This is a genomic window from Caloramator proteoclasticus DSM 10124 (assembly GCF_900129265.1).
Taxonomy (GTDB): Bacteria; Bacillota; Clostridia; order Clostridiales; family Caloramatoraceae; genus Thermobrachium; species Thermobrachium proteoclasticum.
Window position 1 is genome coordinate 1 of the sequence record NZ_FQVG01000049.1, and the last position, 18734, is coordinate 18734.

The window sequence follows — 18734 nt, forward strand, 5'->3', positions numbered from 1 at the left end:
TTAAATATAAACAACTTTTAAAACTTAAGAAGTCACCACTTATATTTAGGTGACTTCTTTTTTATTTTTAAAATTTACTTTTCACTATATCTCTTATATTCCACACCACGTCTTGGAACACACGCTGCAACAAAACCTATTATAATAGATTGAACCATTGGAACTATTACATTTATATATCTATCAAGTTGCAATGCATAAACAGCCCACGCTGTTAAAATATTTACAACAAGACTTACTATAAATATATATACAACAAATTTAGCAAATGAACTAATGTACTTTTCCCATATCTTGTGTCTCCACTCTCCCGAAAATATAAATGAAAATATAAAGAATGTCACAATAACTATACCTATATTAGCTAATGCGATTAGTAACAGCCTCTGCATATAGTCAGCCTGTAACATAAACACACCTCCTTTTAATATATTTTCTGCAACTTAAAAATATTAATGTAAAATAAATATGTTTATTTTAGTTAAATTTTAGTATAATAGCTATAAGGAGGAGATAAAATGGGGGAAGAAAGAAGAAAATATAAAAGAGCACGTTTAGAATGTGAAATACTATATCCATCAGTTATATATAACAACGAAAAAAGAACCTTTCGTGACAATTGCAAACTTTATACCGTCGATATCTCTGAAGCAGGCATTGCATTAAAATCAAACTTTTTTATACCAAAGGATGCCTTTGTCTCTTTTTTTCTTAGAATAGATGACTATCTTCCCTTTAAAGCTCTTGTAAAAGTTAGATGGAATAAAAATTCAAATGGATATTTTTATTGTGGCGGAGAATTTATTGCATTGAATCTTGAGGATATACACAAAATAAGAACATATATATTAAAACAAGACAATAAAACGGAGGTTTAGATATGGCAAAAGTTTTTTTGGGCTATAAAAAAGGACTTAGAGTTGAAGATGGACATCCTTGGGTGTATAAAAATGAAATTGAAAACATCGAGGGAGATTTTGAACCTGGAGATATAGTTGAAGTCTATAATTATAAGGGTAAGTTTATAGGCAAAGGATACATAAACCCAAAATCCCAAATCACAATTAGAATAATGACAAGAGAAAAAGACGAAGAAATAAACGAGGATTTCTTTAGAAGGCGTATATTGGATGCTTGGAATTATAGAAAAAAGGTAATTGAAACTACATCTTGTAGAGTTGTATTTGGTGAAGCCGATTTTATTCCAGCTCTAATTGTTGATAAGTTTAGTGATTATCTTGTAGTTCAATTTTTATCCTTAGGAATAGAAAGATGGAAGGATACAATAGTAAAGGTTCTAAAAGAAGTTTTAAATCCTAAGGGTATTTATGAGCGAAGTGATGTACCTGTAAGAGAACTTGAGGGACTTGAACAAAGAAAGGGATTCTTAACAGAACCCTTTGACACAACAATCATATCTGAAGAAAATGGAGTTAAGTACTATGTAGATATTGAAAATGGTCAAAAAACAGGATATTTCTTAGACCAAAAGGAAAATAGATATGCAATAAAGGACATAGTAAAGGATGCAGATGTACTTGATTGTTTCTGCCATACAGGTTCCTTCTCACTTCACGCTGGACATTTTGGTGCAAAAAGCGTACTTGGTATAGATGTATCTGAACACGCTGTTGAGTTTGCAAGAAGAAATGCAAAACTAAATGGACTTGAAAATATATGTAAATTTGAGGCCCATAACGCCTTTGATGTATTAAAAACTTGGGCTAAAGAAGGAAGAAAGTATGACGTTGTTATATTAGATCCTCCAGCATTTACAAAATCACGCTCTGCTGTTGAAGGTGCAGTAAGAGGATATAAGGAAATCAACCTTCGTGCACTCAAAATGGTTAAAAAGGGTGGATATTTAGTTACTTGTTCCTGTTCGCATTTTATGTATCCTGAACTTTTTATGGAAGTAGTTATGGATGCGGCAAGGGACGCAAAACGAACATTAAGGCTTGTGGAATATAGAAATCAATCAAAGGATCATCCAGTCCTTTTCAATTCAGATGAAACTCTATACTTAAAATTTATGATATTACAAGTGATATAAAAGCACCCCTTTTATAAGGGGTACTTTTTAATACTTCCATCTTTAAAATATGGGACAACATCTAAAATATCCTCTTTAAAACAATACTTTATATCCTCTTCAAGTCCTATTGACATCATATACTTATAATGACTTGCATATTTTAAATATTCAAATATATTCTCTCTGTTATTCATATAAGTCAAATACGCCAAAGTAGCAAAGTCTGTCATATCAGTTTCTTTTAATTTATTGATTTCATATATTATCTTACCTGCACACAAAAAATCATCTATAGAAAAATTACCATCAGTACCTGAACATATAATATTTATATCACTACCATTTTTAACAACAAAATCAGCTAAATATTTAGCATTTAGCATACTTCCAATTAATATTGTATCGCAATATTTAGCTTTTATTATTGCCCTTGTGCCATTTGAAGTAGTAAAAACTATCCTCTTCCCCTCAACATTTTGCCTATTATATTCAAGAGGTGAATTTGAAAGGTCAAAGCCTTCTATTTTAAATCCCCTTCTTTCTCCCCCTAATAAAACCTCCTCATTTTTATAGGTTAATGCATCTTCTATCTCAAGTACCGGAACAACATCTAAACACCCATTATATACCGCTGTAGTTATAACCGATGTTGCTCTTAAAACATCAATTACAACTGCTGTTGTTCCCTTTAAATCCTCTTCCTCAACACTATTTAAAGTAGGAAACAATTTTATTTTCATATTATCACCCCTAAAATACACAAAGGAGGCTTATATATCCTCCTTATTTATTATTAATATTTTCAGCTATGGAATCTCTATATATTATTTGAGTCTTAAGTACCTTCTTTATCTTTTGTTTACATCTTCCCTTTACTTTATCAATTACTATTTTTGCTGCTTCATAGCCTAAAGTATATGCATTTATTTCAACCGACGTTAAGGCTGGTGTTGCAAACTCTGATAAAGGTATATTGTTAAAACTCATTATAGAAACATCCTTTGGAATCTTAACACCCATTTCTCTTGCTGCCTTAATAGCACCAAATGCCATTAAGTCATCTGTTGTAATAATAGCAGTAGGAGGATTAGGACTTTGTAATATCTTCTTCATACCTTCATATCCGCCTTCTTGGACAAACTCACCTGAAACAATAATTGATTCATCAAGCTCAATATTATGTTTATTCAAAGCCCTTTTATATCCCTCAAATCTATCCAAAGAAACCACCAAATTTAATGAACCATTTATCAAACCAATTCTTCTATGTCCCATCTTTATTAAATGCTCAGTAACATTAAAGGCTGCATCTATATTATCATTATCTACAAAATCACAGTTTTCTCCCTTTGGCGGTCTTCCTATCATCGCAAAGGGAATTTCCATCTTCTTAACAGCCTTTAAAATTGGGTCATCTATCTTTGAATACATCAAAATAATTCCGTCTACTCTTCCTCCGTTTACAACTGCATTGAGTGATTCAAGCTGCTCTTCATCCGTATTTCCTGTAGTAATTAGTATACAATATCCCTCTTCGTGGGTAGATTTTGCAATCCCTCTTAGTGCCTCTGGGAAAAAAGGATTTAAAAATACATCCTCTGCCGCTCTTGGCATAACTATTCCTATAGTATTCGTAGTTCTACATACAAGGCTCCTTGCAATTGCGTTAGGATGATACCCTAATTCCTGCATTACCTTCCTTACTTTAGCCTTAGTTTCTTCACTTATTCGAGGACTATCGGATATTACTCTTGAAACAGTAGATGGAGATACCCCCGCCTTTTCTGCTACCTCTTTTATTGTTACCATAACACCTATCTCCTTTTTAACTTATAAAGTGCTACAACAGTTCTAAATATAACAGCTTCCTCAAACCTTTTTATATCAAGTCCTGTAAGATTTTTTATCTTTTCTAATCTATAAAGTAGAGTATTTCTATGTAGATAGAGCTTTCTTGAGGCTTCACTTACATTAAGGTGACATTTAAAAAGCTCCTCTGCAGTATCTAAAAGCTCCTTGTCCTTTATGACATCATAAAATCCATTAAATCCACCATTCATATAGTATTCTACTGCTTCATCACTGCACGAATATAGTATACCATACATTAACATTTTATCAATATGATAAAATCCCTCTTTAAAACCTAATATACTTGCCAAGTTTGCTGCCTGTTTTGCGTGATTTGCAGCATCCTTTATTGTATAACTTGCTCCTACTCTTCTGCTGGCACCTATAAGTACATTAGAACCAGCCTCCTGAGATATACCATCAATAATTGAATCAGCCTCTTGTTCTAAATCATCTATAACCTTAACTATATATATACCCTCATCGTCCTGAATAATACTTGTATCTGTTGATTCATATATACTCTCTAATAAATCCTTAAAGTTTGTCTTTGACTTTATGTATAGAACCGAATAGTCAGAGAAGCGTCCTCTTAAAGTTTCGCTCTGTACATCATTTTTCAAAATATATTCAAGAGGCTGCATAAATCCTGCAGCCTCTTCTATATTAGCTAAAGCTATCATCCTAACTAAATTTATAGCATCCTGCGATATCTCCTTTGAAATTGCAATGATGTACTTTGAAGCATTTATATAGGTTATACCATTCTTGTATTCTAAATCCTTTGTAAAAACAAAACCTAAGTCTTCACCATCTACTATATTGCCATTTGAATCATATATAGAAACTTTAGCCTTTAATGCTGATTTTAAATTTTCGCAGAATGCCATCCTTATCCTCTCCTTATAGTATAGCTATTTCTGTTTCCTTATCAAATAAATGCATTTTATTCATATCAACAGCAACTTTAACATTTGCATCTATCTTTGCCTTTGTTGTTGGTTCAACTCTTGCTACTATATTATTTCCTTCACATACTAAGTATAGATATGTTTCTGAACCCATATGTTCCATAACTTCAACCTTAGCATCAATTGTGCTGTCCTTAAATTCATTTAGGAAATCTGTACTATCATCTATATGTTCAGGTCTTATGCCAAATACAACTTCCTTGCCTACATAACCCTTTTCCTTAACAACTTTAGCTTTATCTTCTGGTATTGGAAGCTTTGTATTTCCAAATACAACAAATAATCTTCCACCCTCTTCTACAACTTTGCTATTTATGAAGTTCATTTGTGGGCTTCCTATGAAACCTGCAACGAACATATTTGCTGGATGATCATAAATTCTTCTTGGAGTATCAACTTGTTGAACTATACCATCCTTCATAACAACTATTCTTGTACCCATTGTCATAGCTTCTGTTTGGTCGTGTGTAACATATATAAATGTTGTATCTAATCTCTTATGAAGCTTTAATATTTCTGTTCTCATTTGAACTCTTAGTTTTGCATCTAAGTTTGATAGTGGTTCGTCCATTAAGAATACCTTTGGATGTCTCACTATTGCTCTTCCAAGTGCAACTCTTTGTCTTTGACCTCCTGATAGAGCCTTTGGCTTTCTATCTAAAAGATGTTCAATATCTAATATTCTTGCAGCTTCTCTTACCTTCTTATCTATTTCTTCCTTTGGAACCTTTCTTAATTTTAATCCAAATGCCATATTTTCATAAACTGTCATATGTGGATATAGTGCGTAGTTTTGGAAAACCATCGCTATATCTCTATCCTTTGGTGGAACATCATTACATAATTTATCTCCAATATAAAGTTCACCTGATGATATTTCTTCAAGTCCTGCTATCATTCTAAGTGTAGTTGACTTACCACATCCAGATGGACCAACTAATACTATAAACTCTTTATCTTCAATGTCAAGATTAACGTCCTTTACTGCAGCTACATTGCCTGGATAGATTTTGTAAATATTTTTTAATACAACCTTTGCCATACTATTCCCCCTCGATTGTCTTTTTTTATTATTGTATAACTTTTCTTTATTATTTAGTATAGCAAAGATATATGAATAGTTTGTACATTTTAAACAAACTTAATTATTTACAGGTTTTTTATAATCTATCTTCTTATTCTGCCTTTTAACTTGTCTTTTAAATATACCCTTTATAAACTCAATAAAACAAAATAACCCTCTACATTTTTTCTTTAATCTCCAAACTTTTAAGCTAACAACCTTACTGCCCCTGCCCACCATAAAAACACCCCACTTCAATTTTCTAAATTTTCTTTTAATTAAATTATATTCTATTATAATAGATATTACAAGTTTGTTATTCTAATAACCTTTATTTTATCTGGCTTGTATCACCCTTTTGTATATCTAAAACCCAATCCCCCTTTAATTTAGCCTCCTCATCAGTTGCATTTTTTGAAGGAACAACCGAAAACACAAGTTCATTTTCTGAAACAAAATATGGTTTTGTAAGGGAAAACCTATCCTTTGGAAATCTTCTTTCTAATTTCAAATCCATTTTCTCTCCTGAAGATTTATATAATGATAAAAATGATAAACCATTCTTATCCTTAACCTCAACTACAAGACTCTGCCCACTGGGTGAAAAAATAACAGAGGTTATAGTAGAACTGAAGTAAAAGTCTATATCCTTTACAGTAAAATTTGTTTTTGACTTTTCCTCCTCCTTATTACTCTCCTCTTCTGTGCCCCGTGCCTTTCCATCTCCATCTTTTTTCTTTTCCTCTTCACCCTGTGCTACCTTAAACGCTTCTTTAGACTCTACTATCTTTATATATCCTAAATAACTATTCTCTCCAATACTACTAACTAATATTGATTTACCGTCCTCTGTTGTTGCACAAGGTCCAAAACTTTTTTTTGGCACCTCATATTTTTGTTCCCTTACAGTCTCTTTAGAATAAACAAAGGTAGGTAAATCCCTAAGCGTAAATATTTTTTCCCCTCTTCCTGAGTCTTTATCCCTTTTAAATAGAGTTTTGTCCTGTTCATATATATCTATCGTGTTTTCCTTATCAATAGAGTCAATTAGCAATTTATCCTTATCCATTATTACAACATACTTAAAAAAGTCTACTGAATAATAGGGCTTACCATCATAGGCGTGAAACATTGTAACCTTAAACTCAGCCCTATCCTTTTCTATATCTCCTTCTCCAATTTTAAAGGCAACTGGTCTTGGATTTGACTGTGTCTTTACTTCTTTTATAGAAGTCTTAAGCTTTTCAGTATAATAACCTGTTAAGGCGGCATAGTCTCCCTTTAAAACATATCTTAAATAATTATCAATAAAAGACATTGCTTGTTTTTCATCTATCTTCATTACCTGTTCTTTGTTATCGTTTTTCTTTTCTTGATTTTCTCCTTTGTTACTGCAGGATGCCGAAAGGATTAATGAAACTGACAAAACTAAAACTAATAATTTTTTCATATACATCACCCATCTTTAGTATTTTATATTTAGTATTTGTATTTATAATATTTTAATTCTATTTTCTTAAGATAATATATTTTATAGTTCCAACTAATAATATTATCAAACTTATAAATCCAAAGGGTGGATAAAAAAGCTTAATTAAATTGGAAAATCCTATAAACGAAAAGGGAATAGAGACAATTAATATTAAAATTAAGCATATAAAATAACTTTTATTTAAAAAAAGCTGTATTCTTCTTGATAGACTATACAAACATCCTACTTCTGTAGTAAACATTTCAAGCCATATTATTATTGTTAAATAAAGTGGTAATAAAGGTCCATAATTTTTTGCTATATAAAGATTAGGAACTTCGCTATTAAAACTTGCAGGATAATAAACTAAAATATTATAGTTAATTATAATCCCAAGCAAAGTAAGCACTATACTTCCCAAAACACACCCCTTTAAAAAACTTTGCTTATTTTTAACCTCGCTTGCCATAGGATACAAAACACCTACTGCTGTCATAAAGTTAAAGCACGAATATAGTATTGCTGAGCTATATATAATTCTATTATTGAAATAGGGAATACTAAGATTAAACCTATTTTCTACAAAAACAAAGGCACCAAGTATTAAAACTATAGATGTAGATAAGGGTACTATAAAGGAGTTTATTGCTATTACACCATTGGTTGAAAATAATGCAACCAAAAAAGCTATAGAAGCCATTATTATAATTCCATAGGCCTTATCTATACCTAAATATTCATTTAGCATTGCTCCTCCACCAGATATCATTATTGTGTTACTAAAAAATATAAATATTGTTATCATCCAATCTGCTATAAATCCTAACCTATCTCCTAAACAGTAACAAACTAAATCATTATAGCTTCTAAAATGCTTTATATATGCTAAGTTTATAAATATTAATGATAAAACTATGTAGAGGAAAAAACAAAACAAAATCCCCACAAAACTCTTATATCCAAACCTTGAAAAAAATTGTAGTATCTCCTGACCAGATGCCAAACCTGCACCAATAATTGTTCCTATAAAAACCGCTGCTATTTTAAATTCATCCCTCACACATATTCCCCCTATTCACAATTCTTTTAAATTTTATTCTCTTTTTTAACTGTTAATTACAATAAATATTTGGTAAAATTATATATGTATAATTAAAAGGAGGTAAAATAATATGGTAACTACTTCAGATATAATGAACTTAGCTCTTAATTTAGCTGGTATTGATGAAATACCACAGGATTCAGGAATTATTGTTGAGGGACAAAATATAAAAAAGGTATTATTTGGAGTTGATATGGACACTCCTGAACTTTTACTTGCAAAACAACTTGGATATGACGCAGTAATTAGTCACCATCCCCATACTGGATTTCCAGAAATAAATTTTCATAATGTACTAAATAGACAAATTGATAAAATGGTGGAATTTGGAGTTCCAATAAACAAAGCACAAAAGGCCCTAAAGGAAAAAATAAGTACCTTAGAAAGAGCGTCTCATCCAAAAAATTTTGATAGAGTTCAATCCTTTGCAAAACTTCTAAATATTCCATATATGAACATTCATATGCCCTGTGACATTATCACAGAAAATTTTGTTCAAAACCACATAAATAATAGGCTAAGCTCAAACCAAAAAGCTACACTAAAGGATGTCATAGATGTTTTGATGGAAATACCTGAATATCAAAAATCTCCAATAAAACCTGTAATACGTGTAGGAGCTCCTGATGACTATGCAGGTAAAATAGCTGTATTAATGGCTGGTGGAACAAACGGCGGAAAAAATGTATTTAAGGCATACTTTGAAGCAGGTGTAGGAACAATTATTTGTATGCACGTTCCCGATGATGTAAGAAGTGCTGTAATAGAACAGAACATAGGAAATGTAATTGTTGCAGGACATATGCCATCAGATTCTATAGGTATAAACATATTAATCAATGAGTTGGAAAAGATGGGTATAGAAGTTACAACCACAAGCGGCATCATCAGATAGGGGTGGTGGTCTTGAAAAAAATAAAAAGATATCTGTTTTTAATTTTAATTCTATCTGGAGTTTTATATTCTGCTTATTATTTTCTATTTTATAAAGAATCTAAAATAGATTGTGGTATAGTGATTAATTATGAAGAAAAAAAGAAAAACTATGATGTTGAAATTTTTTATAATAACAGCACAAAAAAAATAACTATACCAAAGCATATGTTTAATCCTAATTACAACTGCTATAACATAAAATTCAAGGGAATTTTTATAAAAGAAGCCACTCAATCAAAAAAGATAAGTGGAACCTTTAATTCACTGCAGGGTAACACAATAGAAGTAGAAGGAAAACAGTATAACAAGTCATCAAATTTACAGTATGTTTTATACGAAGAAGGAAAACCAAAAACAGTATCAAAAAACTTTTTTGTTGTGGGAAATTCTGGATACACCTATTACTTTAATTCCGAAGACAAAATACAGCTAATAGTTGTAGATAAACCTCCTATACTCGATACAATAAGGGTAGGGATATCCACAAATAACAACAACATCTATCTACATCAACAAATTAAACTCTATTCAAAAAAAGGACTTGAGGTGGAGATAGATGGTCAAATATATAGAATTCCTAAGGAAGATAAATTACAAATTATATATACAAACAACTACTTCATTTTAAACGTGCTCGATAATAAAGATAATATAAAATCAAAATTAATAAATACAAAGAATGTAGTAAAAATATCTGGAATTAGAAATTCACTTATAAGTATAGAAAAAAACTCATTAAATAAAACAGATAATATGTATATCCCAACATACCCAGGCACTATTGAACTCACACCAAAAAAGGAAGGATTTATTGTTACAAATATAGTCTCTATTGAGGATTACCTTATTTATGTAGTTCCATCGGAAGTTCCATATTCCGCAGGAGTAGAGGGATATAAGGCACAGGCTGTTTCTGCAAGAACCTATGCTATATCAGATATGTTATCCGGAAGATTTGCAAGATACGGTTTTCACGTAGATGATTCTACCTATTCACAGGTATATAACAGTCAACCTACAAACAATTTAGTTAAAAATGCTGTAAAAGAGACAGAAAATATTGTTATGACCTACAATGGTAAAATAATAGATGCTAAATATTATTCGACCTCCTGTGGATTTGGAGCATCCTATGATGAAGTTTGGCAAGAAAAAGAACAAAATACAAAGCCTTATTTAGCCTTTTCTAACTATACAAACAAAGAAATCAAAGATTTAGCAGACGATTCAACTGCTTTAACCTTCTTTAAGGACTGGACAATAAGTGCAGTTGATTCATCCTCCCCTTATTTTAGATGGAAGTACACATTAACTTATGCAAATTTATTTAAAATTATCAATCAAAATATACACAATATTTATATAAACAACCCTAAGGCTTTTAAGCAAAAATGGATATTTAACATCTACAAAAAAGCCTCTATAAAGGAGGAAGGCATAGGTCAAATTAAAGATATATATATTAGCAAACATACTCCTTCAGGTATTGTAAAAGAGATGATAATAGTTTCTGAAAGTGGAACCTACAAAATAGAAGGGACAAATAATATTAAACGTTTAGTTACTCCATCAGTAGAATATCAAAAAGGATTAAGGACAAAGATAGAAATTCAGAGAATACGCGGTAATTCATTGCAGGATTTTGATAGCATCCCCTCTCCTTTTTTCAGCATAGATAGGGAATTTAAATCAGGAAATTTATCTTCTATCACAATCTATGGTGGAGGATATGGACACGGTGTTGGATTGAGTCAATATGGTTTAATTGAAAAGTCAAGAATAGGAGAAAATTATAAAACGATTCTCTCTACCTTCTATAAAGATATTCAATATACAAGTCTATATGATTTAAAAATAGAATAGCACGCATTATGCGTGCTATTCTTTTATATATACAAGTACTCTTTTCTTAAAGAATTCAACAATTTCCTTGTAGTTAAATACTACATACATAGTATAGGCTAAAATTGCCGCAGAAACTGCATCATAAAAATAATGCTGCTTCACATATAAAGTTGAAAGAACAATAGAAAAGGAAATTACCGTTGAATATAATTTGTATTTTACATCTATTGTTTCGTCTCTATTTATATAGACGGCAAACAAAACTGAATCTAAAACGTGTATACTTGGAAAACAATTATATGGGTTATCCCTCTCATAAATAAACCTTACCATATTTGCAAAAATATCATCACCATAAACCTGCGGTCTTGGTACATAAGTTGGGTAAAAATAATATATAACAAAACATATCATCATACCTAAATTTACGCCAGCTAATAACTTATAATATTTCTTCTCGTCATAAACCGCATAATAAAAGAATACAAAACCCAGATATATATACCAGTATATATAGGGTACAATAAAATACTTATTAAAAGGTATGAGTATATCTATGGGGGATTGAATATGGTATACCTTACCACGATAATTGTTTAAAAGGACATATATTTTAGACTGTACACCTATTGAAGAAAGCAATAACAATCTCAAGGTAACATTTTTATAGTCCCTATATGCCTGTAAAAACAGGTTCTTTAACCTATCTCTCATATTCTTCCCCCTTTCTTTACCCTATTTATATTATACATAATTTTCCTTATATTATTTATTAACTTATTATTAACTTTGTACTATACCTGGATATATACAAACTCTATTCTTACCCTTATTTTTGCATTCATTATATAATATTAAATCAGCCTTTTCAATTATCTCCTTTGCATTATGACCATCATCCGGGAAGGAAGCCACACCCCCCGATACTGTAACTCTTACTATTTTATTACCTACAAACAACTGAGATGCCTCAATTTGTCTTCTAATTCTCTCAGATATTACAAAAGCATCTTCCTTAGATAAATCCTTAAACAATATAACTAACTCTTCTCCTCCATATCTACAGGGTATATCTGTTTTTCTAATAGAACGTTTAATTATGCCTGATACGTGTTTAAGCACTTCATCACCAACAATATGTCCATAAGTATCATTAACATTCTTAAAATCATCTATATCATATATAACAAGAGAAAATCTATTCTTAAGTTTTACAAGGTTTTGTATCTCTCTATCAAACAACCTTCTATTTCCAAGTCCAGTTAACACATCTGTTTCGGCTTCCTTCTTAATAGATAACATATAATCATAATTTAAAAGTGCAAGTGACATTTGACTTGATAATATGTTTAGTATATCGTTAATATCCTGCGATAGAAAATCAACCAAATTTGATTTTCCACCAACAAAAATTAAACCTCTAACTTCAGAATTAATCTTAATCGGAACAAAAACTGCTGCATCTATGGGATCTAATAGTTTTCCAGTTATCTTTATCTTGCCATCCTTTTTTATGTTCTTACTTATGTATATATCTCCCTTTTTTATAATATTAAATGTTATTCCATTTTTTAAGCTTATACTCAAATCTCCTATATCCAACTCGCAATTTGAATAGTAGGAAATAGGATATGACACATCCTCATTCTTTGCATCAAAGAAATATAAAGAAGCAATTTCGTAGGGTATTATCTCTTTAAGATGCAACAATAAATAATCACATTTTTCCTTTAAATCACCGTGTCTTATCAAATCCTCAGTCGTAATTAAAAGCCTTTTTATTAATGATGTTTTAAAGTTTATCTTGTTATATAAGTATAATGCATAATGAATTATAATTAAAACCCCAAAAACCAAAATCAACCCAACAAGTCCAATAGCACCGTGTATAACATATAATACTACAGAAAGGGTAGTTGAAATAATAAGATTTAATGATAATATTGGAAAATCATAGTTCTTAAACGAAAAAAACTTGTTTTGTTCTAAGCTTTTATCTATGGTAAGAAATAATATATTCAACACAAGAAATATAAAGTCAAATGTTAGTGCTGAAAATATGAGCATTGTAATATAGGGGAGCTTAATATTATACCTTAAAATCTCAACAAATCTTCCTGATATAAAGGTAATAATTGTAAACATAGAAACATTAAAAAGATACCTTAATAAATTAAACTCTCTTTTACCTGTAATATATCCTATTAAAAATCCTAATAATGTATAGATAAATTCATATACAACTGCTACATAAACCCCAAAAAATAGATATATAAATACTGTTATTGTCTCTGTAAATTCAACATTAAACTCCCCCACATAAAGAAGAGACCAATCCATTATGACAGCTGAAATAACCGCACTCCAAAAGACAAAATTATAATTAAAACTAAGATTAAACTTTAAAGATGATGAAATAAATACTATAAATCCCAGTAACAATATGAAATATCTAAACCTTTTGTTCATTACACCATTCTCCCCAATACCTTTATTGTAATAGCTATACAAACATCCTATTATGCTTAACACCTATTACAAAAGTATAAATTGATGTAAAGGCTAAAACAATTGAAAGAATAAAAAATGCCAAAAACAATCCCTTCGCAGTAGATAAACTAATTTTATAAAATTGTGCCAGTTCAGTATAAAACTTATTTCCTTCACCTAATGCAAGTATTGAATTTTTTATTGATGCAACAGAGGTTAAAAGCCCCATAGGTAAAACAGATAAGGCAAGGGTAAGCCCCGTTGCACTCCTCTTTTTCAAACCTTTAATACCCAAAAATATAGGTAATATAAAAATCAAAGGAAGTATTGGTCCAAAATACTGTGGTGCTAAAATCATAAACAATATTGATGTAATTAAAAATGCTCTAAAGAGGTAATTTAATGGTTTTAAATCCCCCTTAAAATCATAAATTGCAGCCTCACAATACCTAATATAACCTTCAATATCAGCAGTGCTTGTAGACTTTAACACATCCTTTCCCTTTTTAATTAGTGCCTTATATATTTCATTGTTTGTATCTATATCAATATTTGAATATTCTTCAATCAACCTATTCAAAGCTTTATTAATTTTGTTTTTCTTTTTTCCCTCTAATTTTAATTTTTCAACTCTTTCATATAAACTCTTTAAAATATTAACCATCTGCATATTTACACCCCCAAAGAGTAGGTATTTAGAGCACATTTTATAATTTTCAGTATTTTATAAAAATTAACAGGAATGGTTAGATATATTTTAAACCATTCCTGTATTTTTTTCAATTGTTATTTGCTATTTTTTAACAATGCCGCCATTGTAACATAACAAGCCGCCAGTATAAGTCCCCAGGATATTATCATAAAAGCAAGAGCTCCACCTGACATATTACCCCTCCTATCTAACAACTAAAACTTTGCCAGACTTTATTTCTTCAGAGTATTTTCTCTTTATACTTCTATAAGATTGTACAAATCCTATAATTAGAACTACAATAATAACAACTCTTGCCCCCTGTACCCAAGGAATTAGCTCTGGAATTTTTTCAGCAAAGGTTGGAACAAGTTTGAAATAACCTTCTTTATAATAGTTAATTGTAGACCATACCAATAGTATAATTATATAAACTGGTGCCAAAAATCTTACAAATAGATTAAAGAACCATTTTGGAACCTTCCAATATCCTCCTTTGTTCATTTCCTCAAGGGCCTTATCTCCCATTAACCATCCAGCAACTATTACTTCAAGTAGTCCTAATACAACTAAGAAGTAGCTACCTACCCAGTTATCAAGTTCACTTAAGTAGAAAAGCTCTGCCTTCTTAGTTAAAATACCCTCTAATGCAACTGGTAAACCTATTATTATATATAGACCAAATACTAAAACAGAACCTACGTTTCTCTTTACTCCCATTTCCTCTTCAAGTAGAGCAACTAAATAGTTGTACATAGCAATCGCACTTGTAAATCCTGCAAAGAAAAGAAGCAAGAACCACAATGTTCCAAATAACCTTCCTGCTGTCATTGCTCTAAATATATTTGGAAGTGCAACAAAGGATAATCCTACACCTGCACTTAGTCCTTCTGGTCCTAAAAATGCATAGCATATAGGAATAGCAATTGTACCTCCAAGTATTACCTCTGCAAGCTCATTTAATGAAACAGTTGCAAGTCCTGATACTACTATATCATCATCAGGTTTTAGGTATGATGCATAATTTTGAATTATTCCCATACCAAGGGATAATGTGAAGAATATTTGACCTGCCGCTGCAAGTGCAGACTTTGCATTAAGTTCACTCCATTTTGGAGACCAAATATAGTCAAGTCCTGCTATAGGAGTCCAATCTGGTTTAACTGGAGCACCTAATGTAAGTGTTCTAATTATTAGTATAATACCAAATATATATATTGTTGGCATCATAACCTTAGCCCACGCTTCAATACCCTTTTGGATTCCACGCATTACCGCAAAACCAAGTAGAGCTACTGCAATAATCCAAAATATTAAAGACTTTCCTGGGCTTATTAAGTACTCTCCAAAGAAGGCACCTGTCTTAATTGACTTATCCATATATTGACCTGTAGCAGACATATAAGAATAACCAAGAGTCCATCCAATTATGTGGTTATAATAGCTGTTTAATAAAACTGTAACTGAAAAGGCAAACATACCCGCAATAGCACCTAAAACTGCAGCTGTTTTAGGCTTTACACCTTCTCTTGCTTGTAGATAAATCATAGGTCCTAATGTACCGTGTCCATATTTACCACCGTAGCGTCCTTGATTCCATTCAACTAACATTAGGGGAATACCTAACATTATAAGTGCAGCAAAATAAGGAATCATAAATGCACCGCCGCCGTTTTTAGCTGCCTGGTAAGGATATCTCCAGAAATTACCAAGACCTACTGCATTACCAGCCATAGCCAAAATCAAGCCTAATTTACTCCCCCAATTTTCACGTCTTTCTTCCATACAAATCCCCCTTTACATGTAATTTTTTATATATCATAATTCATTTTATTAAAAATTTCAACTAATTTATTACTTTAAATTGTGAATTTTTGTTAAGATTAATATTTTAACAAAGTTCGATAAAAACTAAAGGGAACAGAGACAATCTCTACTCCCTTTAGTTTCATAGTTCAAATTCAACTTTTATACATTTACCTATAATTTTGAAGGATTTTATATCTTTACTTTCAGTTTTTATTTCATTGCTTTGTGAAATTAATAACACCCTATTAGAATCTAACCTTTTTAGCTGTCTTATCATTCTCTTACCTTCTAATTCTATTACATAAATTGAATTTGTTTCAAGCTCAGGAGTTAAATATACCATAACCCTATCTCCCTTTGCTATTCTAAACCCCCTCATAGAATCATCTGGTGCAATTATGTAAAATATCTTTTCAGCATTAAGACCCTCAACCTTTTTATCTTTAATTGGCAAATACTTATAGTCATATATTTCCTTTAGGTATAAATCACATACCGGTATCTTTTTTAATATACTTGAAAAGGCATCCTCTAACTGTTTATTTACCTTAACAGGCTCTCTGTATTCCTTTATATTTTCAATAGGTTCATCCACCTCTTCAAAAAGTGAGTCACTTAGATTAACATTTAATAATTTCTCAACCCTTTTTATCAAATTCTCATTTGCTACTCTTTTTCCAATCTCTACATCCTGAAGAAAACCTTCCGATATTCCTAATTTCTTTGCTAATTCCTTTAACGAAAGATTAGCCTTTATTCTTTCTTGCTTTATTTTAGAGCCTACTCTACTCATAAAATCACTCCTTACGCTGCCTTATTTGTAAATAGTATAACAAATTAGCCTTTTACTGAAAAGTAAAACTATTATAACAGCTCCGAGAAAATTCTGCAAACACCATCTATAATTTTTATGTATTTAGGTTCGGAATTAAAATACTCTAAATCTACCCTTCTGCTTTCTTCTAAATCTTTTTTAAATAGGTCATTTACTTTCAATGTAGTATCTTTATCATAAATTACTGCATTAACCTCATAGTTTAACTCAAAGCTTCGTATATCCATATTTGCTGTACCTATAGTACATATGGAATCATCTATGGTCATAACCTTAGAATGTACAAAGGCTTTTTTATTATAAAAATAAACCTCTACCCCACATCTTACAAGCTCCTCAAGATACGTTTTAGACGCGTGATATACTAAAAAGTGGTCATATTTACCAGGAAAAAGTATTTTTACGTCTACACCACTTAATTTTGCTATTTTAAGTGCATCCATAACACTCTCGGTTGGCACAAAATATGGTGTAGTTATATAAATCTTCTTCTTTGCCATATAAATCATTTTAACTATACCCTGCATTATTGCAGGATATTCCGAGTTTGGTCCACTCTTTACAAGCTGCATTATTATACCCTTTGACTTTTCACTTGGTGGAAAATACTTATCAAATTCCCCCTCCATAAAAAACTCTGCATCATCTATCCTTTTTACAGCCATATAATCGTCAATAAATACTCCCTGTAATCCTAATACAAAATCTCCTGTAACCTTTATATGTAAATCCTTCCACTCCCCTATCTTACCAAGTCCTCTATATTCATCTCCTATGTTCATACCACCTATAAAGCCCACTTTACCATCTATAACAGCTATCTTTCTATGATTTCTATAATTAATCTGTGTATTTATTCTTCTAAGCAGCGGAGCAATAAAATAAGAGTATTGTACAACATCAACTCCATTCTCCCTCAAATCCTTTATATACCTTCTTGATAATTTAATAGCTCCTACTCTATCTATTATAAATCTAACCCTTACTCCCTCTTTTGACTTCTTTATTAGCAAGTCCTTTAATCTATTTCCAATATCATCCGACTTTACTATGTAATACTCTAAGTGTATATGATGTTCTGCCCGCTCTATCTCTTTAAAAAGAGCATTGAATTTTTCCTCTCCATTGCTAAATATTTCAATATCATTATCAACAAATAAAGGACTATCGCTATTATTTGCAAGAAGTTCAGCTAAATATTTATAGTCTTCCTTGTCTATCCTGTTTATTACTCTATTTATCAAATCCTTAACTATAGGAGAAAACTCCTCATTGAGCTTGTGCCTTTTCCAATTTCGCCCTAAAAACAAATATAACCTGAATTATTCATGGAATTTATTTAAAAGAGTTCTATAGCCCATATTAACTTAATTTTTTACTAAACTGCATTTCACTTAAAAAGTGAAATAAAAACATGAAAAAGAGGGCCCAAATTTGTTATAATATAGTTGCTAAACAAATACCAAACAAAGGGAGGGTTCTCAATGTTTAGTTTATATGATATTTGTTTAGAAAGCAATAGTAAAATACGATTAAATTTTGATGGTGGTGACTTATCTTCTGATACAGGATTGTTATTGCTTAAAGAATTTACTCATAAAATTGGCTTCGAAAATGTAATAAAAAGTTTATTTA

General features: G+C 30.9%; 19 protein-coding genes. 5 read left to right on the forward strand and 14 right to left on the reverse strand.

The features are described from left to right. Window positions 1-74: 74 nt before the first annotated feature. Entirely contained in the window at window positions 75-410 is a 336-nt protein-coding gene (locus tag BUB63_RS10390) for a DUF2391 family protein (protein ID WP_051350736.1), read from the reverse strand. 108 nt (window positions 411-518) lie between these two features. Between BUB63_RS10390 and BUB63_RS10395 the strand changes: the two genes are divergently transcribed. Together BUB63_RS10395 and BUB63_RS10400 are read left to right on the forward strand one after the other, a co-directional pair. Beyond that, window positions 519-878, forward strand: coding sequence for a PilZ domain-containing protein (locus tag BUB63_RS10395; RefSeq protein WP_027309409.1), 360 nt, complete (start codon window positions 519-521; stop codon window positions 876-878). Between the two features lie 2 nt (window positions 879-880). Continuing rightward, window positions 881-2053, forward strand: coding sequence for a class I SAM-dependent rRNA methyltransferase (locus BUB63_RS10400; protein WP_027309408.1), 1173 nt, complete (start codon window positions 881-883; stop codon window positions 2051-2053). Between the two features lie 11 nt (window positions 2054-2064). Here the strand turns inward: BUB63_RS10400 and BUB63_RS10405 are convergent, their stop codons facing one another. From BUB63_RS10405 to BUB63_RS10430, 7 genes are all read right to left on the reverse strand, one after another. Beyond that, window positions 2065-2775, reverse strand: coding sequence for a 2-phosphosulfolactate phosphatase (locus tag BUB63_RS10405; RefSeq protein WP_073249609.1), 711 nt, complete (start codon window positions 2773-2775; stop codon window positions 2065-2067). A 43-nt stretch (window positions 2776-2818) separates the two neighbouring features. Then, window positions 2819-3844 (reverse strand): LacI family DNA-binding transcriptional regulator, encoded by a 1026-nt coding sequence (locus BUB63_RS10410; protein WP_073249611.1) that lies wholly within the window; start codon window positions 3842-3844, stop codon window positions 2819-2821. A 5-nt stretch (window positions 3845-3849) separates the two neighbouring features. Continuing rightward, window positions 3850-4776, reverse strand: a complete 927-nt coding sequence (locus BUB63_RS10415) for a PucR family transcriptional regulator (protein ID WP_073249613.1) — start codon at window positions 4774-4776, stop codon at window positions 3850-3852. A gap of 13 nt (window positions 4777-4789) precedes the next feature. After that, window positions 4790-5899 (reverse strand): ABC transporter ATP-binding protein, encoded by a 1110-nt coding sequence (locus tag BUB63_RS10420; RefSeq protein WP_027309253.1) that lies wholly within the window; start codon window positions 5897-5899, stop codon window positions 4790-4792. Window positions 5900-5998: 99 nt separating this feature from the next. Continuing rightward, a complete protein-coding gene (locus BUB63_RS13645; protein WP_156897902.1) occupies window positions 5999-6160 on the reverse strand; it encodes a hypothetical protein in 162 nt (53 codons plus the stop codon). Between the two features lie 91 nt (window positions 6161-6251). Continuing rightward, on the reverse strand, window positions 6252-7370 hold the full coding sequence (locus BUB63_RS10425) for a hypothetical protein (protein WP_073249615.1): 1119 nt from the start codon (window positions 7368-7370) through the stop codon (window positions 6252-6254). 58 nt (window positions 7371-7428) lie between these two features. Further along, window positions 7429-8451, reverse strand: a complete 1023-nt coding sequence (locus BUB63_RS10430; protein ID WP_073249617.1) for a YkvI family membrane protein — start codon at window positions 8449-8451, stop codon at window positions 7429-7431. Window positions 8452-8563: 112 nt separating this feature from the next. Between BUB63_RS10430 and BUB63_RS10435 the strand changes: the two genes are divergently transcribed. Both BUB63_RS10435 and BUB63_RS10440 read left to right on the forward strand, forming a co-directional pair. Then, on the forward strand, window positions 8564-9388 hold the full coding sequence (locus BUB63_RS10435; RefSeq protein WP_073249619.1) for a Nif3-like dinuclear metal center hexameric protein: 825 nt from the start codon (window positions 8564-8566) through the stop codon (window positions 9386-9388). Between the two features lie 11 nt (window positions 9389-9399). Continuing rightward, complete coding sequence (locus BUB63_RS10440; protein WP_073249621.1) at window positions 9400-11292, forward strand: SpoIID/LytB domain-containing protein; 1893 nt, start codon at window positions 9400-9402, stop codon at window positions 11290-11292. Between the two features lie 15 nt (window positions 11293-11307). Here the strand turns inward: BUB63_RS10440 and BUB63_RS10445 are convergent, their stop codons facing one another. The 6 genes from BUB63_RS10445 to cls form a co-directional block, all read right to left on the reverse strand. Then, on the reverse strand, window positions 11308-11988 hold the full coding sequence (locus BUB63_RS10445; RefSeq protein ID WP_084106742.1) for a phosphatase PAP2 family protein: 681 nt from the start codon (window positions 11986-11988) through the stop codon (window positions 11308-11310). A gap of 69 nt (window positions 11989-12057) precedes the next feature. Next, window positions 12058-13743, reverse strand: a complete 1686-nt coding sequence (locus tag BUB63_RS10450; RefSeq protein ID WP_073249623.1) for a sensor domain-containing diguanylate cyclase — start codon at window positions 13741-13743, stop codon at window positions 12058-12060. 34 nt (window positions 13744-13777) lie between these two features. Beyond that, complete coding sequence (locus BUB63_RS10455; RefSeq protein ID WP_084106744.1) at window positions 13778-14434, reverse strand: hypothetical protein; 657 nt, start codon at window positions 14432-14434, stop codon at window positions 13778-13780. A gap of 225 nt (window positions 14435-14659) precedes the next feature. Further along, window positions 14660-16240 carry a sodium:neurotransmitter symporter family protein gene (locus tag BUB63_RS10460; protein ID WP_073249627.1) on the reverse strand — a complete coding sequence of 527 codons (1581 nt, stop codon included), beginning with the start codon at window positions 16238-16240 and terminating at the stop codon, window positions 14660-14662. Between the two features lie 163 nt (window positions 16241-16403). Next, on the reverse strand, window positions 16404-17057 hold the full coding sequence (locus BUB63_RS10465; RefSeq protein WP_073249629.1) for a helix-turn-helix domain-containing protein: 654 nt from the start codon (window positions 17055-17057) through the stop codon (window positions 16404-16406). Window positions 17058-17128: 71 nt separating this feature from the next. Next, entirely contained in the window at window positions 17129-18409 is a 1281-nt protein-coding gene (gene cls / locus BUB63_RS10470; protein ID WP_073249630.1) for a cardiolipin synthase, read from the reverse strand. 174 nt (window positions 18410-18583) lie between these two features. Here cls and BUB63_RS13430 point away from each other — a divergent pair. Beyond that, window positions 18584-18734, forward strand: a 151-nt coding sequence (locus BUB63_RS13430; RefSeq protein WP_200790236.1) for a transposase, incomplete at its 3' end; no start/stop codon positions are given.